Consider the following 21,401-nt stretch of genomic DNA (forward strand, 5'->3'; position numbering starts at 1 on the left):
AGCCACAGGGGATCTCCACAAAAACTACCGGTATAAACATTTGTTCCGAAAAATGAAATGTACTTTTCATTAATTATAAAAATACCGTTTCATTTTATAAAAAAGATGCAGCAATATTCGCTTCTGGCGAATTTTAATTTATGCTTTCAGAGAATTATGTCTGCCCAGGATGAGCAAAATGGATAATGCTGTTGATCGTCACGTATTTTATATTTCTGATGGTACGGCCATCACCGCCGAGGTCTTGGGTCACGCGGTGATGTCGCAATTCCCGGTCACGATCAGCAGCATTACGCTGCCGTTTGTGGAAAATGAGAGTCGTGCGCGCGCGGTTAAAGACCAGATTGACGCGATCTACCAACAAACTGGTGTGCGCCCTTTGGTGTTTTACTCCATCGTCCTGCCAGAAATTCGCTCAATCATTCTGCAAAGTGAGGGATTTTGTCAGGATATTGTGCAGGCGCTGGTTGCCCCACTACAACACGAGATGAAGCTCGACCCTACACCTATCGCCCATCGCACGCACGGTCTGAATCCCGGTAACCTCAACAAGTACGACGCGCGCATTGCCGCCATTGACTACACCCTCGCCCACGACGACGGTATTTCGTTGCGCAACCTCGATCAGGCCCAGGTGATCCTGCTCGGCGTTTCTCGTTGCGGCAAAACCCCAACCAGTTTGTATCTGGCCATGCAGTTTGGTATCCGCGCCGCCAACTACCCCTTTATTGCCGATGATATGGATAATTTGGTGCTGCCCGCCTCTCTGAAGCCGTTGCAGCATAAGCTGTTCGGTCTGACTATCGACCCTGAGCGCCTGGCGGCCATCCGCGAAGAGCGCCGTGAGAACAGCCGTTACGCCTCGCTGCGACAGTGCCGAATGGAAGTTGCTGAGGTAGAAGCGCTGTACCGGAAAAACCAGATCCCCTGGCTGAACAGTACCAATTATTCGGTAGAAGAGATTGCTACCAAGATCCTCGATATCATGGGACTGAATCGCCGCATGTACTAGAATGCTAGTGCATTGGTTCGATTTTTTGTTATTATGCTCGCCACCAGGCAGGATGAGTGTGATATTGTGATGTACATCACTTCCCGGTAGTCCTGCCGTTGAAGCAACAAATTTCTGAGACAAGTAATGAACAGAACCGATGAACTCCGTACTGCGCGTATTGACAACCTGGTCACTCCAGCAGAGCTTGCGCAACGGCATCCTGTTTCATCCTCCGTCGCCCGTCATGTTACGGACTCCCGACGTCGGATAGAAAAAATTTTAAATGGTGAAGACCCCCGTTTACTGGTGATCGTAGGTCCCTGCTCGATTCACGATCTTGATGCCGCGATGGAATACGCGACACGATTACAGGCGCTGCGCAAAAAGCACCAGGCGCGTCTGGAAATCGTGATGCGTACCTATTTTGAAAAGCCACGCACCGTCGTGGGCTGGAAAGGCCTGATTTCCGACCCGGATTTGAACGGCAGTTATCGTGTAAACCACGGTATTGAACTGGCGCGAAAACTGCTGTTGCAGGTCAACGAACTGGGCGTCCCCACGGCGACTGAATTCCTCGACATGGTGACCGGCCAGTTTATTGCCGATTTAATCAGTTGGGGAGCTATTGGCGCGCGCACCACCGAAAGTCAGATCCATCGTGAAATGGCCTCCGCGCTCTCCTGCCCGGTCGGTTTTAAGAACGGAACGGATGGCAACACGCGCATCGCCGTCGATGCGATTCGCGCCTCCCGCGCCAGTCACATGTTCCTCTCGCCGGATAAAACCGGTCAGATGACCATTTATCAGACCAGCGGTAACCCTTACGGGCATATCATCATGCGTGGCGGTAAAAAGCCGAATTATTATGCTGAAGATATTGCCGCCGCCTGCGATACCCTGCACGAATTTTCCCTGCCTGAGCATCTGGTGGTCGATTTTAGCCACGGCAATTGCCAGAAGCAGCATCGTCGTCAGTTGGACGTTTGTGATGATGTGTGCCAGCAAATTCGTAACGGCTCGACGGCAATTGCCGGGATCATGGCGGAGAGTTTCTTGCGTGAAGGTACTCAAAAAATCGTTAGCGGCCAGCCGTTGGTTTACGGTCAGTCCATTACCGACCCGTGCCTGAACTGGGAAGATACTGAACTGTTGGTTGAAAAACTCGCTTCTGCGGTTGATAGCCGTTTTTAATGCTCTTCACCGGGCAATATCACTTTGCCCGGTGCTAATCCTTTGTTTTTCCCCGCTTGTTGTGCAAAAAACGTTCTCGTCACAATTATTTCACAAAAACGCTTGCCGCAAATTTGCAGTTTGATGATAATGATTATCATTGTTACATTGATTGTTATTTTTAAACACTATGTCACGTATGGATAACACAACGGCTACGCCTACAAAAGACACAACAACGCCTTCCGTCGCGCCAAACGAGCGACGAATTGACAGTAAAACCCTGCTGGGTAACGAAGGACGCGTGATCATAGAACATGATGGTCAGCACTACCTGCTGCGCCAGACGCAAGCCGGAAAACTCATTCTGACTAAATAAACAACACATTTCGCCAGCCACCCAGGTCACATACCCAGGCAGCCAGCGCTTTTCGATTTCCTAATGGAGAGTTGCTATGCCTTACCTGCACACCGCTTCCCTGCGCCCGTCGCTGTTGGCGCTGGCGATTGTCAGTAACCTGCCCGCCGTCGCCTATGCGGCGGTCGAGGATATGACCGTTACCGCCACCGGCAATGCTCGTAGCGCCTTTGAAGCGCCGATGATGGTCAGCGTGATTGATGCCACCGCCCCGGAAAACCAGACCGCCAGTTCGGCAGCCGATCTGTTGCGGACGGTTCCGGGTCTGACCCTCGATGGTACGGGTCGTACCAACGGCCAGGACGTGAATCTGCGCGGCTACGATCGACGTGGCGTTCTGGTACTGGTTGACGGCGTTCGTCAGGGAACTGACACCGGACACCTGAACAGCACCTTCCTCGACCCGGCGCTTATCAAACGTATCGAAGTCGTACGTGGCCCTTCCGCACTACTGTACGGTAGCGGCGCGCTGGGCGGCGTGATCGCCTATGACACTGCGGATGCCAAAGATCTGCTGGAAGCCGGACAAAACAGCGGTTACCGCGTGTTCGGTACCGCGGCAACCGGCGATCACAGCCTCGGTATGGGTGCCAGCACGTATGGCCGTACCGATACGCTGGACGGACTGCTTGCCTGGTCCAGCCGCGATCGCGGTGATTTACGCCAGAGTGACGGTACTACTGCGCCGAATGATGAAGCAATTAACAATATGCTGGCGAAAGGTAGCTGGAAAATTGACAGCGCCCAGACGTTGGCCGGCTCGCTGCGTTACTACAACAATGACGCCCGGGAACCTAAAAACCCGCAGACCAGTGTGGCGGATGCCAGCAACCCGATGACCAACCGTTCAACGATCCAGCGTGATGCGCAACTGACCTACTCGCTCGCTCCGGCAGACAATGACTGGCTGAACGCGGATGCCCGTGTCTACTGGTCCGAAGCGCGCATTAATGCTCAGAACGCAGATAACACTGGCGAATTTCGCAAGCAAACCACCAAAGGCGGGAAGATCGACAACCGCAGCCGCCTGTTTACCGACTCTTTTGCATCTCACCTGTTGACCTACGGCGGTGAATACTATCGCCAGGAACAACAACCGGGTGGTTCAACCACCGGTTTCCCGGAGGCAAAGATCGATTTCAGCTCCGGCTGGCTACAGGATGAAATCACCCTGCGTGACCTGCCGGTTACGCTGCTGGGCGGTACCCGTTATGACTCTTATCGCGGCAGCAGCGACGGCTATGAAGATGTTGATGCTGACAAATGGTCGTCCCGCGCCGGACTCACCGTTACGCCATCCGACTGGCTGATGCTGTTCGGTTCATACGCTCAGGCCTTCCGTGCGCCAACCATGGGCGAAATGTATAACGATGCGAAACACTTCTCGATTGGTCGTTTCTACACTAACTACTGGGTGCCAAACCCTAACCTGCGCCCGGAAACCAACGAAACACAGGAATACGGATTTGGCCTGCGCTTTGACGATCTGCTGATGGCGAGCGATGCGCTCGAATTTAAAGCCAGCTATTTCGACACCAAAGCAAAAGATTACATCTCCACCAGCGTCGACTTCGCCGCTGCGACAACCATGTCCTATAACGTTCCCAATGCCAAAATCTGGGGTTGGGACGTGATGGCGAAATATACCGCCGACCTGTTCAGCCTCGACATGGCCTATAACCGCACACGCGGCAAAGATACTGACACAGGTGAATACATTTCCAGCATTAATCCGGACACCGTCACCAGCAAACTGAATGTGCCGGTTGCGCACAGCGGTTTCTCCGTAGGCTGGATCGGGACATTTGCTGACCGTTCAACGCATATCAGCAGCACCTACGCTAAACAGCCTGGCTATGCGGTAAACGATTTTTACGTGAGCTATCAGGGCCAACAAGCGCTGAAAGGCATGACCACCACGCTGGTACTGGGCAACGCCTTTGACAAAGAGTACTGGTCGCCGCAAGGCATTCCGCAGGATGGTCGTAATGGCAAAATTTTCGTGAGTTATCAGTGGTAATCACTTTTCCCCGGTTCGCCGGGGCCGCAATCTGGAAGGAAGAGACAATGAATCATTACACACGCTGGCTGGAACTGAAGAAAGAAAATCCCGGAAAATACGCACGTGACATTGCAGGATTGATGAATATTAGCGAAGCCGAACTGACCTTTGCGCGCGTCGGCCATGACGCCTGGCGCTTACGTGGCGAAGTCCGCGAAATCCTCGGCGCACTGGAAGCGGTTGGTGAAACCAAATGCATTTGCCGCAACGAATATGCGGTGCATGAACAGGTTGGCGCTTTTACCAATCAGCACCTTAACGGCCATGCCGGGCTGGTTCTTAATCCGCGTGCACTCGACCTGCGTCTGTTCTTAAATCAGTGGGCAAGCGCTTTTCATATCAGTGAGACCACCGCCCACGGCGAGCGTCAGAGCATTCAATTCTTTGACCATCAGGGAGACGCACTGCTGAAGGTCTATACCACACAAAATACCCTCGTTGAGGAATGGGCGGCGTTGCTGACCCGTTTCATCTTTGCAGAAAACCCGCCGCTGGTGCTGCAACCCGTCAACAATTCTGTGCCTGCCGCCGTCACTGTCGACGCACAGACCGTTGATCAAGAGTGGCGAGCGATGACTGATGTCCATCAGTTCTTCGGTCTGCTGAAACGCCACGATCTCACCCGCCAACAGGCGTTTAATCTGGTTGGCGACGATCTGGCCTGTAAGGTTTCTAATAGCGCACTGGCGCAATTACTCGACACCGCGCGTCAGGATGGCAACGAAATTATGGTTTTTGTGGGTAATCGCGGCTGTGTACAGATATTTACCGGCGTGATTGAAAAACTGGTACCGATGAAAGGCTGGCTGAACATCTTCAACCCAACCTTTACCCTGCATCTACTGGAAGAGAGCGTGGCAGAAACGTGGGTGACGCGTAAACCGACCGCCGATGGTCACGTCACCAGTCTGGAGCTGTTTGCTGCCGACGGCACGCAAATCGCCCAGCTGTATGGTCAACGTACGGAAGGCGAGCCGGAGCAGACGCAATGGCGCGAACAGATTGACGCACTGACGCCGAAAGGACTGGCCGCATGAAAAAACTGCTGGCCCTGATCGCGCTGCTGCCCTTCGCGGCGCTGGCTGCGCCCGAGGAACGGGTTGTTGCGCTCGGTGGCGATGTCACCGAGATTGTCTACGCACTGGGAGCACAACCCTCCCTTGTGGCGAGAGACAGCACCAGCCAGTGGCCTGTTGCGGCAACCGCGTTACCTGATGTTGGTTATTTGCGCCAGCTCAACGCCGAAGGGATCCTGGCTACCCGCCCTACGCTGGTCCTTGCCAGCGCGCAGGCACAGCCCTCTTTAGCGCTAAAACAGCTTGAGCAGAGCAACGTCAGGGTTGTCACGATCCCAGCAAGCAACGATCTTAACGCGATTGATGAAAAAGTTCGGGTTATCGCTGAGGCTACTCATCGGGAGGCCGACGGAGAAACTCTGCGCGCAACGTTACGTCAGGAACTGGCGACGCTCCCGTCGTCTGAACTTAATAAACGTGTGCTGTTTATTCTCAATCATGGCGGGATGACCGCGATGGCGGCGGGCCAGCAAACCGGAGCCGATGCGGCGATTCGTGCCGCAGGTCTACGCAACGCGATGCAGGGCGTTAATCGCTATCAGCCGCTGTCACAAGAAGGCGTCATTGCCAGCCAGCCCGATCTGGTGGTGATTTCGCAGGACGGCGTTAAGGCGATGGGTGGCGAAGATAACCTGTGGGCGCTACCGGGACTTGCGCAAACACCTGCCGGAAGGAATAAACAGGTATTGCAGGTTGACGATATGGCGCTGTTGGGCTTCAGCGTTCGCACGCCACAGGCTATTTTGCAGCTTCGTGCTAAAGCAGAGCAATTGCCCTGATGTCCCGGCGGATCACCTGTTCGTTGTGGATGTTGGCATTGATGCTGGTTGCAATGACGATTCTGGCTACCGGTTTTGGCGCGTTGCGCCTGCCGGTAAGTCTGCTCTGGCGTGATGGCGATGAGGCACTGCGTCAAATCTGGCTCACAATTCGTCTTCCCCGCGTCCTGCTGGCACTGGTGATTGGCGGCTCTCTGGCGCTCGCTGGCTGCGTGATGCAGGGGCTGTTTCGCAATCCGCTTGCAGACCCTGGATTACTGGGAATAAGCAGCGGCGCTGCCTGCGCTGTGGCCCTGTGGGTGGTGCTGCCTGTCTCTTTGCCCGCGCTGATGATGTTGTATGCTCCAATGCTGGCCGCTTTTTTCGGCGCGTTGGCGGCAACTGTAGTGATTTTTATCCTCAGCCAACAGCGCGACGGTTCGCTCTCCCGCCTGCTGCTGGTCGGCATTGCCATCAACGCGCTCTGCGGGGCGGCGGTTGGCGTACTGTCGTGGGTCAGTAATGATGCGCAACTGCGCCAGCTGTCGCTATGGGGAATGGGAAGTCTGGGGGCCGCACAGTGGTCCACGCTGTTGGCTGTCACTTCGCTGACAATCCCGACAGTGCTGATCATCTGGCGGCTTGCTCCGGCGCTGAATCTTCTGCAACTGGGTGAGGAAGAGGCGCATTATCTCGGCGTTGATGTACGTACAATCCAGCGTATTTTGCTGCTTTGTAGCGCATTACTGGTTGCCTCAGCCGTGGCGGTAAGCGGGGTGATTGGCTTTATCGGGTTGGTAATCCCACATTTAATACGTATGTGGCTCGGCTCAGACCATCGGGCCGTTATTCCGGGTTCCGTGCTGGCGGGCGCGTTTTTATTGCTGATTGCCGACACCCTGGCTCGTACGGCGGTTGCGCCTGCGGAGATGCCGGTCGGTCTGTTGACCAGTCTTCTCGGTGCACCGTGGTTTTTATGGCTTATTTTTCGTCAGCGAGGAGCGCATGGCTGAACATTTCATCGCCGAAAGGCTTCATTATCACGTAGCTGGCAGACCGGTGATTGACGACGTATCGCTCGCCCTTACAAGAGGTGAACTGGTTGCGCTCATCGGCCCAAACGGTGCGGGAAAATCCACCCTGCTACGCCTGCTGACCGGTTTTCTGCAGCCCGCTAGCGGGCGCTGCGTGCTGGCGGGCAAACCGCTGCATGAATGGTCTACCCAGACCCTGTCGCGGCATCGGGCAGTGATGCGCCAGCAAACACTGTTGGGATTCGACTGGCCGGTAGAGGCCGTCATCGCGATGGGCCGCGCGCCGTGGACCCAACAGCAGGAGCCCCGGCTTATCGCTCAGGTGATGGAAATGACCGGATGCACACCGTTGGCGGGTCGGCAATACGCCGCGCTTTCCGGCGGCGAGCAACAGCGAGTACAGTTAGCCCGTGCGCTGGCACAACTCTGGTGCGACGGTGCGCCTCGCGGTTGGTTATTCCTTGATGAACCGACCTCCGCGCTGGATCTTTACCACCAGCAGCATCTGTTGCGCATGCTAAAAACGCTTACCTCTTCGGGAGAGCTGCATGTGTGCATTGTGCTTCACGATCTGAACCTCGCCGCACTGTGGGCAGACAGAATAGTGCTGCTGCACAACGGCAGGCTGGTATCGCAGGGAACACCGGAAACTGTGTTACAAGCCGATGACCTGAAGCGCTGGTACGGTGCTCAGGTACACGTTGGCCAGCATCCGGCCAACGCCTCCCCGCAGGTATTTCTGGCCCCTTAGCTTGAACAACTCACTTCCAGCCGTTTGCCCCAGTCAGGTGGACGGCTGACATAGTCATCATCACGATCGGCAAACGGGGTACGCAACGCCTGGTGCAACCGATGCAGCTCGGCGTAATCCCCCTGTTCTGCCTGACTAATCGCCCGTTGCGCCAGCCAGTTACGTAATACCATCGCCGGGTTAGCCGCCTTCATCTGGGTTTGTCTGACAGCATCGGCAATATTGTCTTGCTGAAGGCGCGAGCGATACCGCGTGAACCAGTCGTCAAACGCTGCGCGGTCGATAAACTCATCGCGCAACGGAGATTGCGCACTGTGTTGTTCCGTTTGGCTGAGCATGCGAAACGTTCGCGTATAGTCGCTTCTTTCCCGCGACATCAGACTAAACAGCTCGCTAAGCAGTTCGTTATCGTCTGTCTGCTCGCTAAAGAAGCCGAGCTTTTGCCGCATCCGCTGACCGTAGCGAGTTAACAGCGCCAGCTGGTAACTGTCCAGCGCATCATTGAGCGCCTCGACCGGGATAAACGGCGACAGGGTTTGCGCCAGACGTTGCAGGTTCCACAACGCGGCGGCCGGTTGATTATCGAAACTGTATCGCCCCTGGTTGTCAGAGTGGTTGCAGATATAATCGGGCACGTAATCATCAAGAAAACCGAATGGACCGTAATCCATCGTCAGACCCAGAATCGACATGTTGTCCGTGTTCATAACACCATGCGCAAATCCTACCGCCTGCCAGTCAGCGATTAACGTCGCAGTACGCGTGACAACATCGTTAAACCACAGCTGATATTTATCGGCGTCTTCCTGCCATTGCGGCCAGTAATGGCGAATCGCAAAGTCAGCCAACTGGCGCACTTTTTCCGGCTCCCGGCGATAGTAAAAATGCTCAAAATGGCCAAACCGCATATGGCTTTGCGCCACGCGGATAAGCATCGCCCCCGCTTCGACCGTTTCGCGATACACCGGCGTGTCGCTGGTGACAATCGACAATGCCCGCGTAGTCGGTATTCCCAGGTAGTGCATCGCTTCACTGGCCAGGCTTTCGCGAATGGTCGAGCGCAGCACGGCGCGCCCATCACCCATGCGGGAATACGGCGTGAGTCCGGCGCCTTTCAGGTGCCAGTCAAACGTTGAACCATCCGCAAGCTGTTGTTCGCCCAGCAGGATCCCACGTCCGTCGCCAAGCTGACCAGCCCAGACGCCGAACTGATGCCCACTATAAACCTGGGCTAAAGGCGACATTCCGGGAAGCAGCGATTCGCCTCCCCAAACGCCCGCACCAGTTGGAATATCAAATAGCGCCGCAGGAATAGCTAATTGCTCCGCCAGCGCATCGTTATGCCAGATAAGGCGCGCATTTTTCAAAGGGGTGGGTGAAAGCGCGGTATAAGTTGCTGGTAGTTCATCACGCCAGCGAGTGGTAAAAGACAGGGTCATAGGGCCTCCTGCCTCTAGTGTAGACTGTTAATAGCCTGTTAAACACCAGCAAATAAAAGGGTTATATCTTAGCAAGCGAAATTATCTGCGCAGGAGGCACTGCAGGCCACAATCCTCCCTGCATGGCACTGAATCCCACAGGCAAAACGCGCTCCAGCATCTCTTGTGTATCAATTCCGCTAATGATTATTGACTCACAACTGGGAGATAGTTGCACCAGAATAGCCCGCATAAACGGTTCAAACGAAATATGTGCAATCCTTTGTTGAACAAAGTTTTTATCCAGAACGACGCGTTTGAACAGGCCGTCAAAAATTGCCCGGGTTGATATACCGCCAGCACCATAGTTTGTCAGGACTAATGGAAATCGCGCAGCAAGTGCGGCCAATGTTGGATTATCTTTACCTTTGTTTAACTCCGGATAGCTTTCATTAATAGTCAGCTCCAGAAATGAAAATCGTTCAACTTGTGAAGCAAGTTCAGTATCTGATAATAAAGTATTAGCAATTGCTGGCGTTAAATTAATCCAGGCAAATACTTTTCGCTGAATAAAAAAATGTTGGCACGTTTCGATTAATTCTAGTTTTTCTACAAATAAACGACATTGTTCGTCGTCTGACATCCGAGGTAGGACCAGCTCGGTGGGTATACGCACATCCCCATGTGCACTGGCGAAATTGGTGATGATGTCGACGAATTCAAGATCGCCTTTTTCGCTTCTCGCAGGAAGAAAAGAGAACTCAGAATGGTAAAGATTATCCAGTGAAACAATCATCGTGCCAGCCCCGCTGCATGGGTGTTATCCGGCATCCTGTAGCAAAGGATGAAGAAATACGTTACTGCTGATGCAAGTAGAGGCCCTTTCATTTTTCCCTTTTTAGCCGGTAAATCGAATCCTTTTTTTTAGCTTATCCTGATTATAAGCGAATATCCAGCTTTGCACTTTTTAATATCTCGGAATAAATCATATTTTTAGCAAGATACGCTCTTAATGTTCATGGGTATTGTCTAACCCAAAGCAGAAATAAAAGTTAACTTTCAAACGGTGATGTCGAGGCTGCCACTCGATGGCAGCCTCGGAGTTGTGGGGATTAAATACGTCGCGCCTGCCAAAAGTTTTTACGCCAGTAAACGTTATCCAGAGACGAGCGCATCACTCCACGGCTGGTTGAAGCATGAATAAATTGATTATTGGTATCGTAAATACCGACATGCAGACCGCTTTCCCCAGACCCGGTTTTAAAGAAAACCAGATCGCCGGGCAGCAAATCGTCTTTATCAATTTCGGTACCAATCTTTGATTGCGTACGCGTATCGCGTGGGAGTTGCAGATCGAATTTATCGCGCATCGTCATCAAAACAAATCCAGAACAATCCACCCCGCTACGACTCATACCGCCATAACGATAGGGTGTGCCATGCCAGGTTTGTAGCTGATCATTAAGACCGGCGATAACGGCGATTGAATCCGACAAGCGGGCATTTGGCGCAGGCGCACGATGGCTGCTGCAGCCCGCCAAAAACAATGCTGTGATTAAAAGGAGCCAAAAGCGCATTCAGTACGAATCCTCTGAATTTTATTTTTATACCAATTTAGCGTGGAAATTATATGATTTTCAAGAACCCATTTAACTTAAGTGGTTGATATGAGCATTCTGTGCCCTTCAATATCCAAACGTCGGAAGTTGACGCCATAGGCCGCAGACAGATTAGCCGGCGTCAGTACCGCATCTCGAGAACCACTGGCAAGCAGTTTCCCGCGTTTGAGTAGCCAGGCTTTATGCGCATGGCGTAAGGTGTGATTAAGGTCGTGACTGCTCATCACAATCGCTATGCCCTGCAAACACAGCTGACTCAACAATCGATCCAGTGCGTTTTGTTGCGCGACGTCCAGACTGTTCATCGGCTCATCCAGGAGTAAAAGCTGACCTAATGGATTCGCTTGTGGGCAAATCTGCAGGATAACCGCAGCCAGGCGCACACGCTGCCACTCACCGCCGGAGAGTTGGTTCACGCCGCGCCCCAGTTTATCTCCCAGGCCGAGCGCATCGGCGACCTCCTGTAACAGATCGGTACGTGCTTTGTCGGGTTGATGCAGCGTCAGAAAATGCCAGACCGGCATCGCAAACGGGGGATTTTGCTGTTGCGCAAGATAGGCACGATATTGCGCCAGCCTGGCAGCCGGCCATTCCTCCAACGGCATATCACCAAAAGTGATGCTGCCCTCTCCGTTCGTCAGACCCGCCATACGCGCCAACAGCGTACTTTTTCCGGCACCGTTTGGTCCCACTAAATGCAGGATCTCTCCTGCTTTTATCTCACCAGAAAGCGGGCCAAGACGGGTCGATTCCGCGACGTCCTGTAGCTGCATCAATCGAGACATTAGTTTGCCAGCGCCTGCTTGATGGTTTGCACCAGAATGGGATCCTCAGGCGTCATATCCGGTGAGAATCGTTGCAGCACTTTTCCATCGCGCCCCACTAAAAACTTCTCGAAATTCCACAGAATATCGTCCGGGTAGAGCGGCGCACGACCTTTGCTCGCCATTCGCTCATAGAACCCACTGTCCGCAGGTGCAACGGCCGTTGGCGCGGCATCAATCAGCTTCTGATACAGCGGATGGCGTCCCTCGCCGTTGACGTCAATTTTGCTGAACATCGGGAAAGTTACGCCCCAGGTGGTACTGCAGTAAGTTTTTATTTCCTCTTCGCTGCCCGGCTCCTGGCCCAGAAACTGATTGCAAGGGAAACCAAGAACGCTGAAGCCCTGTTGGTGCCAGGTTTTCTGCAGATTCTCCAGTTGCTCGTACTGCGGCGTCAGTCCACATTTTGAAGCAACGTTGACGATTAACAGCACATTTCCGGAATACGGCTGCAGTGAGGTAACCTCGCCGTCGATGGTCGTCACTTCTGTATCGAGGATAGTGTTTTGCATAGCATCTCCAGAACAACAGGTGGATTTTCAGTGTTTAATCATAGACCGAACCAACGCGTTCTAGCGCGCGGCTTTTAACAATAGCCAGATAAATACCGGTGCGCCCATGGTGGCCGTCACCACGCCGATAGGTAACTCAGCCGAGGCCAGCACCAGACGCGCGACAACATCAGCAAACAGTAATGCGATTGCACCAGCCAACGCACAACCTGGCAATAAAACACGGTGATCGGTGAGGCCGCACAGTCGCAAAATATGCGGGATCACAAGCCCAATAAAACCAATCGCCCCTGCCAGAGCCACGCTCACGCCGACCATCCAGCCCGTGGCGACCACCAGCAGGTTGCGCCAGAACCATAGGGGCAGCCCCAGCTGACGAGCAGACGTCTCTCCTAATGCCAGCATATTCATCGGCTGCGACTGACAGCAGATCCACACCAGTACCGGAATCAACGCTATCATGAGCCAGGCCTGATGCCAGTCTACGCCACCGAAGCCCCCCATCATCCAGTACATCAGCTGTCGTAAGTCAAATGAGGTGGAGAAGTAGATGGCCCATGTCATCAGCGCGCTACAGATAATCCCCAGCGCCACCCCTGCCAGCAGCAGACGGCTGGTAGACAAATGGCGGCGGGCGAAACGTAGCAGTATGAGCGTGATAATCAGCGCCCCGGCAATGGCGCAAAGGCCCAATGCCCAGCCGGGAAGTTGCCCCTGCCCCAGCAGCACCGCCGCGATGAGCCCGACTCCCGCGCCGTTAGACACGCCTAATAATCCCGGCTCGGCGAGCGGATTTTCAAAGAGAGCTTGCATCACTGCGCCTGATAAGGCCAACGCAGCGCCTACCAGCAAAACGGCAAGGGTACGGGGAAGTCGGATTTGCCAGACGAACAGATCGCCGCGGGCGCTGAACCAGTCGCCGGGAGCGATCCATTGTTCTCCTGCGCACAAGCTTAGAATCGTTGCCAGTAGCATAAGTACTGACAGTGACAGTATCCAGCGCACATTTCGACGCTGCTGTTGATGGGCGAAAGTCAGCATGTTTTCCATTCTGCTGAAAAGAGATGAAGGTGATTCTACGGTGCTGATTCGGTAGTGAAAAGGAAAAAGGCCGCAGAGCGGCCTTTTTAGTTATATATCATGGTTTGCGCTGCCGCTTTGATGGCAGAGCAAGTGACTTAACGGATCGTTAAATCACTCTTCTTTGGGCGTTGCGTTTTCGACCCGGCTTTTTAACTTCTGTCCGGGTCTGAAGGTCACCACGCGCCGTGCTGTAATGGGAATATCTTCGCCCGTTTTCGGGTTACGGCCCGGACGTTGATTCTTATCACGCAGATCGAAGTTACCAAAACCAGAGAGTTTTACCTGCTCACCATTTTCCAGAGCACGACGGATCTCTTCGAAAAACAGCTCGACCAGTTCTTTGGCATCCCGCTTGCTAAGCCCAAGCTTATCAAACAGATATTCTGACATTTCAGCTTTTGTAAGCGCCATAGGTTCAATCCCTCAATGATGTCTGGAATCGCTCTTTTAATGCCTCTACACATTTGGCGACGGTAGCGGCAATCTCCTCTTCTTCAAGTGTACGGCTGGTATCCTGAAGGATCAGGCTGATAGCGAGGCTCTTATAACCCTCCGCAACACCCTTACCGCGGTACACGTCAAATAAGTTTACGCCAACTACCTGATTTACGCCAACTTTCTTACACTCGGATAAAATATCCGCAGCGGGAACGTTTTCGGCCACAACAACCGCGATGTCGCGACGGTTCGCCGGGAAGCGAGAAACTTCACGCGCCTGAGGCACCACGCGGTCTGCGAGCTTATTCCACTCCAGTTCAAACACCAGAGTGCGACCGTTCAGATCCAGTTTACGTTCCAGTTCAGGATGAACAACCCCAATGAAACCAATACGTTCACCTTTCAGATAAATCGCCGCAGACTGACCCGGATGCAGTGCTGGATTCGCTTCAGCTTTGAACTGAATGTCTGCCAGTTTGCCGGTCAGGTCGAGAACCGCTTCCAGATCGCCTTTCAGATCATAGAAATCAACGGTCTCTTTTGCCAGATTCCAGTGTTCATCATGACGGTTACCGCAGATCACGCCCGCCAGCATCAGATCCTGACGGATCCCGAGATTGGCCTGTGTATCCGGTACGAAACGTAAACCCGTTTCAAAAATACGTACGCGGTTCTGCTGACGGTTCTGGTTATACACTACCGTAGACAGCAAGCCGGTCCACAGGGACAAACGCATAGCCGACATATCAATAGAGATTGGGCTTGGCAACAGCAGTGCTTCTTCACCCGGGTGCAGCAGCGACTGGACTTTCGGATCGACGAAGCTGTAGGTAATTACTTCCTGGTAGCCTTTGTCATTCAGCATGGTTTTTACACGTTTCAGCGACAAATCCGCTTCACGATGCGTACCCATGATAAGACCCGCCTGAATCGGCGTGTTCGGGATATTGTCATAACCGTATACGCGGGCGACTTCTTCGACCAGGTCTTCTTCAATTTCCATATCGAAACGCCAGCTCGGCGCGACCGCTTTCCACTCATCCTGCCCTTCCGTCACGTCACAACCCAGACGACGCAGAATGTCGCTCACCTGCTCATCCGCAATATGGTGTCCGATCAGACGATCCAGTTTGCTACGACGAAGCGTAATGGTTGCGCGTTTTGGCAGCGTGTCTTCGTTCGTCACGTCAATGACTGGACCCGCTTCGCCGCCGCAGATATCGATCAGCAGGCGCGTTGCACGTTCCATGGCCTTATGTTGCAGAGCCGGATCGACACCACGCTCATAGCGGTGAGAAGCATCGGTGTGCAGACCGTGACGACGTGCGCGACCGGTAATAGACAGCGGGCTGAAGAATGCACATTCCAGCAGGACGTTTTGCGTTTCATCATTCACGCCGGAATGTTCGCCACCAAAGATGCCGCCCATCGCCAGCGCTTTGTTATGGTCCGCAATCACCAGCGTATCCGCATTCAGCTTCGCTTCGCTGCCATCCAGCAATACCAGGGTCTCACCCTCTTTTGCCATACGGACAACAATTCCGCCTTCAATGCGGTCTTTGTCGAATGCGTGCATCGGCTGGCCCAGTTCGAGCAGCACATAGTTAGTCACGTCAACCACGGCATCGATTGAACGAATACCGCAACGACGCAGTTTTTCTTTCATCCACAGCGGGGTCGGCGCTTTAACATTGATGCCTTTAACCACGCGGCCCAGATAGCGTGGACAGGCTTCCACGGCTTCAACCTGAATCGGCAGGACGTCGCTAATGGTTGCCGCTACAGGCGCGATTTCCGGCTCAACCAGCGGAGCTTTGTTCAGCACAGCAACATCACGTGCGACACCGATAATGCCTAAGCAGTCGGCGCGGTTCGGCGTGACGCTGATTTCGATAGTATTGTCGTCAAGCTTAAGGTATTCACGGATATCGGTGCCAATTGGCGCATCGGCCGGCAGTTCGATAATACCGTTATGATCGTCGGAAATACCCAGCTCAGAGAATGAGCACAGCATACCTTCAGACGGCTCACCGCGCAGTTTCGCGGCTTTGATTTTGAAATCGCCCGGCAGAACGGCACCAACGGTTGCCACAGCCACTTTCAACCCCTGACGGCAGTTTGGCGCACCGCAGACGATATCCAGCAGACGGTCGCCGCCTACATTCACTTTGGTGACACGCAGTTTGTCAGCGTTCGGGTGCTGGCCACATTCAACCACTTCACCCACCACAACGCCGTTGAACGCGCCGGAAACAGGTTCCACACCGTCAACTTCCAGACCCGCCATCGTGATTTGGTTTGACAGAGCATCACTGTCAATCGCCGGGTTTACCCATTCGCGTAACCACAGTTCACTGAATTTCATTGTTTTATCCTGCCTTTATTTAAACTGTTTGAGGAAACGCAGATCGTTTTCGAAGAAAGAACGCAGATCGGTAACACCGTAACGCAGCATGGTCAGACGCTCCATCCCCATACCAAATGCAAAGCCCGAGTAGATTTCCGGATCGATGCCAACATTACGCAGCACGTTCGGGTGAACCATCCCGCAACCCAGCACTTCCAGCCACTTACCGTTTTTGCCCATCACGTCTACTTCCGCAGAAGGTTCAGTGAACGGGAAGTAGGAAGGACGGAAACGAACCTGCAAGTCTTCTTCAAAGAAGTTGCGCAGGAAATCGTGCAGCGTGCCTTTCAGGTTGGTGAAGTTGATGTTGGTATCAACAATCAGCCCTTCCATCTGATGGAACATCGGGGTGTGAGTCTGATCGTAATCGTTACGATATACACGGCCCGGGGCGATAATACGGATCGGCGGCTGTTTTTCCTTCATGGTGCGGATCTGCACGCCGGAAGTCTGCGTACGCAGCAAACGCGTCGCGTCAAACCAGAAAGTGTCGTGGTCAGCGCGCGCCGGATGATGGCCAGGAATGTTCAGCGCATCGAAGTTATGATAGTCATCTTCGATTTCCGGACCAGTCGCCACGGTAAAGCCCAGCTCACCAAAGAAACTTTCAATCCTGTCAATTGTACGCGTTACAGGATGCAGACCGCCGTTTTCGATACGACGCCCTGGCAGGGAGATATCGATAGTTTCTTCTGCCAGACGGGCATTCAGGGCAGCACTTTCTAATTCGGCCTTACGCGCGTTCAGCGCTTGCTGCACCTGCTCTTTGGCTTCGTTTATCACCGCACCTGCTGCCGGGCGCTCTTCTGGCGGCAGTTCGCGCAGGGTTGTCATCTGAAGGGTCAGGTGCCCTTTCTTGCCCAAATATTCGACGCGGACATTGTCTAACGCGGCAACATCTGAAGCCTGGTTAATGGCGGCCGTTGCACTGGCAACCAGCTCTGCGAGATGTGACATGGTTTTCCTCGTTATGTTGCGATATTCACTAGTCGCTCATATATACGCAAAATCATTCAAGTTGTATCAACGCAGCAAAAGAGCTAATGCAGCCAATACAGAGACAACTTGAAGGATGACGCGTATAAAAAAAGCCTCCACCAGGGAGGCTTTTAGGCGCTGTTTTCCGTTTCTTCTTTCACGCGCAAGCCTCCTGATTTCAGGTGCTAAAGTAAAAGAAGAAGCGGAAAATAGCAGCATTCATGCTTGCTTACCTTGTGTGGTAAAAACCGGACAACCTTTATTGAAAAGGCTTACGGATAAATTGTCAACTAATTGATTGTACTGCAAATAAAAGAGAGGGAGCCAGGCTCCCTCTTTTCACCGGCTTATGCCAGAGCTGCTTTCGCTTTTTCGACCAGAGCGGTGAACGCTACTTTGTCGAATACTGCGATGTCAGCCAGGATCTTACGGTCGATTTCAACAGAGGCTTTTTTCAGGCCGTTGATGAATTTGCTGTAAGAAATACCGTTCTGACGTGCTGCTGCGTTGATACGCGCAATCCACAGTTGACGGAACTGACGCTTTTTCTGACGACGGTCACGATAAGCGTACTGACCAGCTTTGATAACAGCCTGGAAGGCAACGCGGTATACGCGAGAACGCGCACCGTAGTAGCCTTTAGCTTGTTTCAAAATTTTCTTGTGACGTGCACGGGCAACTACACCACGTTTTACGCGAGCCATATGTGCTCTCCTGTATCTATATTCTTAGTAAAAAAATGAATTAAACGTTAACGGCTTATGCGTACGGCAGGCACGCGATAACCAGACCCAGATCGCCTTTAGACACGAGGCCTTTTGGACGCAGGTGACGTTTACGCTTAGTAGATTTTTTGGTCAGAATATGACGCAGGTTTGCGTGCTTACGCTTAAATCCACCACCACCGGTTTTTTTGAAACGCTTAGCAGCACCGCGTACGGTCTTAATTTTTGGCATTTTAATAACTTCCACTTCGCATTGTTAATAAACGAAACGTAGGCGAACAACGGCTGTGGAACCCGTAGGCTCCACAGACATTGCTACTTGAAGGCCTTACTGTTTCTTCTTAGGAGCGAGCACCATGATCATCTGGCGGCCTTCGATCTTCGTAGGGAAGGATTCGACTACTGCCAGTTCACTCAGATCGTCACGGACGCGGTTGAGCACTTCCATACCGATCTGTTGGTGGGCCATCTCACGACCGCGAAAACGCAGTGTGATCTTAGCCTTATCGCCATCTTCCAGAAAGCGTACCAGGCTGCGGAGTTTTACCTGGTAATCGCCATCGTCGGTGCCAGGACGGAATTTAATTTCCTTAACCTGGATAACTTTTTGCTTTTTCTTCTGTTCCTTAGAAGACTTACTCTTTTCATAAAGGAACTTGCCGTAGTCCATAATACGACAAACTGGCGGTTCGGCGTTAGGGCTGATTTCAACTAAATCTACTCCAGCTTCTTCAGCTTTTTCGATCGCTTCTCTCAGACTCACAATACCCAAAGCTTCGCCTTCCAGACCTGTTAAGCGAACTTCCAGGGCGCGAATCTCGCCATTGATACGATTCGGACGTGCCGTTTGAACTCGTTTTCCGCCTTTAATACCTTATTCCTCCAGTTGTTGAAGACTGCGGCTGCGAATCTCTTGTTGCAGCTTCTCAATCACTTCATTTACGTCCAGGCTGCCCAAGTCTTTGCCACGACGGGTGCGCACGGCTACTTTGCCTGCTTCTACCTCTTTGTCGCCACAGACCAACATGTAAGGGACACGACGTAAAGTGTGCTCGCGGATTTTAAAGCCAATCTTCTCATTTCTCAAGTCTGCTTTTACACGAATACCCGCATTTTGTAGTTTCTGCGTTAATTCGTTAACGTATTCAGACTGAGAATCGGTGATGTTCATGACCACAACCTGAACCGGCGCAAGCCAGGTCGGGAAGAAGCCAGCGAACTCTTCGGTCAGGATACCGATGAAACGTTCCATCGACCCAAGAATTGCACGGTGAATCATAACCGGCACCTGACGTTCGTTGTTTTCGCCAACGTAAGAGGCGCTTAAACGGGACGGCAGGGAGAAGTCCAGCTGTACAGTACCGCACTGCCATGCACGATCGAGGCAGTCATACAGGGTAAATTCAATTTTCGGACCGTAGAACGCGCCCTCACCCAGTTGGAACTCAAACGGGATGTTGTTTTCTTCCAGCGCAACGGCCAGGTCAGCTTCAGCACGGTCCCACATTTCATCGCTACCGATACGTTTTTCGGGGCGAGTGGACAGTTTGACGACGATTTTCTCGAAGCCAAAGGTGCTGTACATATCGTAGACCATACGAATGCACGCGTTAACTTCATCACGAATCTGCTCTTCAGTACAGAAGATATGCGCATCATCTTGAGTGAAGCCACGAACACGCATCAGGCCATGCAGCGCACCTGACGGTTCATTACGGTGGCAGCTACCAAACTCAGCCATACGCAGCGGCAGATCGCGATAGGATTTCAGACCCTGATTAAAGATCTGTACGTGGCCAGGGCAGTTCATTGGCTTAATGCAGTATTCACGGTTCTCAGAAGAGGTGGTGAACATCGCATCTTTGTAGTTGTCCCAGTGACCTGTTTTTTCCCACAGCACGCGGTCCATCATGAACGGACCTTTCACTTCCTGATACTGGTATTCTTTCAGTTTTGAGCGAACGAATACTTCCAGTTCACGGAAGATAGTCCAGCCATCGTTGTGCCAGAACACCATACCCGGTGCTTCTTCCTGCATATGATACAGGTCAAGCTGTTTACCGATTTTACGGTGATCGCGTTTGGCCGCTTCTTCCAGACGTTGCAGGTAGGCATTCAGGGCTTTTTTATCTGCCCATGCAGTACCATAAATACGCTGCAGCATCTTGTTATTGCTGTCGCCACGCCAGTATGCCCCTGCGGTCTTCATCAGTTTGAAGTGATGGCAGAAACGCATATTCGGCACGTGCGGGCCACGGCACATATCGACATATTCTTCATGATGGTACAAGCCAGGCTTGTCATCATGGGCAATGTTTTCATCAAGAATGGAGACTTTATAGGTCTCGCCACGCTTCACGAAGGTTTCACGCGCTTCGTACCAGCTGACTTTCTTCTTAATGACATCGTAGTTTTTCTCAGCGAGCTCGTGCATCCGCTTCTCAAGCGCGTCGACGTCTTCCTGGGTTAACGTACGGTCAAGATCGATATCGTAGTAAAAACCGTTATCAACAACCGGTCCGATCGCCATTTTGGTGTGCGGCCAGAGTTGTTTGATCGCGTGCCCTAACAGGTGCGCACAGGAGTGACGAATGATCTCCAGACCTTCTTCATCCTTCGCGGTGATGATGGAGAGCTTCGCATCATGCTCAATCAGATCGGAAGCATCTACCAGCTCACCGTCAACACGGCCAGCAATAGTGGCTTTCGCCAGACCTGGACCGATGTCCAGCGCAACATCCATGGGGCTTACAGCGTGGTCGTAATGGCGTTGGCTGCCATCAGGAAGAGTAATAACAGGCATGTTATATCCTTATTTGCAGTGGTGACCCACACGTAAGATCACATACAAAGAGAAAATTTGTTTATTTACAGTAAGTTGCGCAACCATCTAACCAACAATCGCTAAATTGGTACACAATCTGGTACACAAATGAAAAACTGACACCTTCAGCCCCTCACCCGGTAAAGTGATGGTAACACTAAAAAAGTGGTGATTGCACCACTCTGTTTAACATTGATTCAAATTGGCTTGCAACGATGATCATGATCGACTAAGAGAAGCAGAAGTAAAGCCTTGCAAATCGATGCAAAGCTTTGTGTGTTCAGTTTTTGTCTCATGATTTGTTGACAAC

The 21,401-nt window shown here is 52.6% G+C and carries 22 protein-coding genes and 1 other annotated feature; of the genes, 8 read left to right on the forward strand and 14 right to left on the reverse strand.

The window, feature by feature from the left end; all coding sequences use genetic code 11:
• Positions 1 to 178 precede the first annotated feature (178 nt).
• The 8 genes from ppsR to OGX67_RS17595 all read left to right on the forward strand — a co-directional run bounded on the left by ppsR (position 179) and on the right by OGX67_RS17595 (position 8,263).
• The gene (ppsR, locus tag OGX67_RS17560) at positions 179 to 1,012 is read left to right on the forward strand and encodes a posphoenolpyruvate synthetase regulatory kinase/phosphorylase PpsR (protein ID WP_003030553.1); all 834 of its coding nucleotides are present in this window, start codon (positions 179 to 181) and stop codon (positions 1,010 to 1,012) included.
• Between the two features lie 126 nt (positions 1,013 to 1,138).
• Positions 1,139 to 2,185: a 3-deoxy-7-phosphoheptulonate synthase AroH gene (aroH, locus tag OGX67_RS17565; RefSeq protein ID WP_086551142.1), complete on the forward strand. Its 1,047-nt coding sequence runs from the start codon at positions 1,139 to 1,141 to the stop codon at positions 2,183 to 2,185.
• Positions 2,186 to 2,354: 169 nt separating this feature from the next.
• Positions 2,355 to 2,543, forward strand: coding sequence for a hemin uptake protein HemP (gene hemP / locus OGX67_RS17570; protein WP_032949142.1), 189 nt, complete (start codon positions 2,355 to 2,357; stop codon positions 2,541 to 2,543).
• Positions 2,544 to 2,619: 76 nt separating this feature from the next.
• Positions 2,620 to 4,602: a TonB-dependent hemoglobin/transferrin/lactoferrin family receptor gene (locus OGX67_RS17575; protein ID WP_257651431.1), complete on the forward strand. Its 1,983-nt coding sequence runs from the start codon at positions 2,620 to 2,622 to the stop codon at positions 4,600 to 4,602.
• A gap of 47 nt (positions 4,603 to 4,649) precedes the next feature.
• Complete coding sequence (gene chuS / locus OGX67_RS17580; protein ID WP_003030558.1) at positions 4,650 to 5,681, forward strand: hematinate-forming heme oxygenase ChuS; 1,032 nt, start codon at positions 4,650 to 4,652, stop codon at positions 5,679 to 5,681.
• Positions 5,678 to 6,499 (forward strand): heme/hemin ABC transporter substrate-binding protein, encoded by an 822-nt coding sequence (locus OGX67_RS17585; protein ID WP_003843463.1) that lies wholly within the window; start codon positions 5,678 to 5,680, stop codon positions 6,497 to 6,499. Before chuS ends, OGX67_RS17585 begins: the two co-directional genes overlap by 4 nt.
• Positions 6,499 to 7,491 (forward strand): FecCD family ABC transporter permease, encoded by a 993-nt coding sequence (locus tag OGX67_RS17590; RefSeq protein WP_008323854.1) that lies wholly within the window; start codon positions 6,499 to 6,501, stop codon positions 7,489 to 7,491. Before OGX67_RS17585 ends, OGX67_RS17590 begins: the two co-directional genes overlap by 1 nt.
• The gene (locus tag OGX67_RS17595) at positions 7,484 to 8,263 is read left to right on the forward strand and encodes a heme ABC transporter ATP-binding protein (protein WP_110248439.1); all 780 of its coding nucleotides are present in this window, start codon (positions 7,484 to 7,486) and stop codon (positions 8,261 to 8,263) included. Before OGX67_RS17590 ends, OGX67_RS17595 begins: the two co-directional genes overlap by 8 nt.
• On the opposite strand, the gene selO is transcribed toward OGX67_RS17595, so the two are convergent.
• The 14 genes from selO to thrS form a co-directional block, all read right to left on the reverse strand.
• A complete protein-coding gene (gene selO, locus OGX67_RS17600) occupies positions 8,260 to 9,702 on the reverse strand; it encodes a protein adenylyltransferase SelO (RefSeq protein ID WP_048219024.1) in 1,443 nt (480 codons plus the stop codon). The genes OGX67_RS17595 and selO overlap by 4 nt on opposite strands.
• A 61-nt stretch (positions 9,703 to 9,763) precedes the next feature.
• Positions 9,764 to 10,477 (reverse strand): EAL domain-containing protein, encoded by a 714-nt coding sequence (locus tag OGX67_RS17605; RefSeq protein ID WP_204583644.1) that lies wholly within the window; start codon positions 10,475 to 10,477, stop codon positions 9,764 to 9,766.
• Positions 10,478 to 10,793: 316 nt separating this feature from the next.
• Positions 10,794 to 11,258 (reverse strand): NlpC/P60 family protein, encoded by a 465-nt coding sequence (locus OGX67_RS17610; protein ID WP_003836644.1) that lies wholly within the window; start codon positions 11,256 to 11,258, stop codon positions 10,794 to 10,796.
• Positions 11,259 to 11,335: 77 nt separating this feature from the next.
• Positions 11,336 to 12,085, reverse strand: a complete 750-nt coding sequence (gene btuD / locus OGX67_RS17615) for a vitamin B12 ABC transporter ATP-binding protein BtuD (protein ID WP_003030567.1) — start codon at positions 12,083 to 12,085, stop codon at positions 11,336 to 11,338.
• Positions 12,085 to 12,636, reverse strand: a complete 552-nt coding sequence (locus OGX67_RS17620; RefSeq protein ID WP_003030569.1) for a glutathione peroxidase — start codon at positions 12,634 to 12,636, stop codon at positions 12,085 to 12,087. Before OGX67_RS17620 ends, btuD begins: the two co-directional genes overlap by 1 nt.
• 60 nt (positions 12,637 to 12,696) lie before the next feature.
• Positions 12,697 to 13,677: a vitamin B12 ABC transporter permease BtuC gene (gene btuC / locus OGX67_RS17625; protein WP_049003453.1), complete on the reverse strand. Its 981-nt coding sequence runs from the start codon at positions 13,675 to 13,677 to the stop codon at positions 12,697 to 12,699.
• A 153-nt stretch (positions 13,678 to 13,830) separates the two neighbouring features.
• The gene (gene ihfA, locus OGX67_RS17630; protein WP_003030571.1) at positions 13,831 to 14,130 is read right to left on the reverse strand and encodes an integration host factor subunit alpha; all 300 of its coding nucleotides are present in this window, start codon (positions 14,128 to 14,130) and stop codon (positions 13,831 to 13,833) included.
• Positions 14,131 to 14,134: 4 nt separating this feature from the next.
• Positions 14,135 to 16,522 carry a phenylalanine--tRNA ligase subunit beta gene (gene pheT, locus OGX67_RS17635; protein WP_286526913.1) on the reverse strand — a complete coding sequence of 796 codons (2,388 nt, stop codon included), beginning with the start codon at positions 16,520 to 16,522 and terminating at the stop codon, positions 14,135 to 14,137.
• Positions 16,523 to 16,537: 15 nt separating this feature from the next.
• Positions 16,538 to 17,521 (reverse strand): phenylalanine--tRNA ligase subunit alpha, encoded by a 984-nt coding sequence (gene pheS, locus OGX67_RS17640; protein ID WP_003832580.1) that lies wholly within the window; start codon positions 17,519 to 17,521, stop codon positions 16,538 to 16,540.
• A 124-nt stretch (positions 17,522 to 17,645) separates the two neighbouring features.
• Positions 17,646 to 17,770 (reverse strand) — a sequence feature (Phe leader region).
• A complete protein-coding gene (gene pheM, locus OGX67_RS17645; protein ID WP_001386830.1) occupies positions 17,721 to 17,765 on the reverse strand; it encodes a pheST operon leader peptide PheM in 45 nt (14 codons plus the stop codon). Its footprint overlaps the feature before it by 45 nt.
• Positions 17,771 to 17,889: 119 nt before the next feature.
• Complete coding sequence (gene rplT, locus OGX67_RS17650; RefSeq protein ID WP_003030578.1) at positions 17,890 to 18,246, reverse strand: 50S ribosomal protein L20; 357 nt, start codon at positions 18,244 to 18,246, stop codon at positions 17,890 to 17,892.
• A 55-nt stretch (positions 18,247 to 18,301) separates the two neighbouring features.
• Positions 18,302 to 18,499, reverse strand: a complete 198-nt coding sequence (gene rpmI / locus OGX67_RS17655; RefSeq protein WP_003030583.1) for a 50S ribosomal protein L35 — start codon at positions 18,497 to 18,499, stop codon at positions 18,302 to 18,304.
• Between the two features lie 96 nt (positions 18,500 to 18,595).
• A complete protein-coding gene (gene infC / locus OGX67_RS17660) occupies positions 18,596 to 19,138 on the reverse strand; it encodes a translation initiation factor IF-3 (RefSeq protein WP_048997935.1) in 543 nt (180 codons plus the stop codon).
• Positions 19,139 to 19,141: 3 nt separating this feature from the next.
• Positions 19,142 to 21,070, reverse strand: a complete 1,929-nt coding sequence (thrS, locus tag OGX67_RS17665; RefSeq protein ID WP_003832572.1) for a threonine--tRNA ligase — start codon at positions 21,068 to 21,070, stop codon at positions 19,142 to 19,144.
• Positions 21,071 to 21,401: the final 331 nt, after the last annotated feature.

Source organism: Citrobacter sp. Cf118 (genome assembly GCF_030334095.1).
Taxonomy (GTDB): Bacteria; Pseudomonadota; Gammaproteobacteria; order Enterobacterales; family Enterobacteriaceae; genus Citrobacter; species Citrobacter freundii.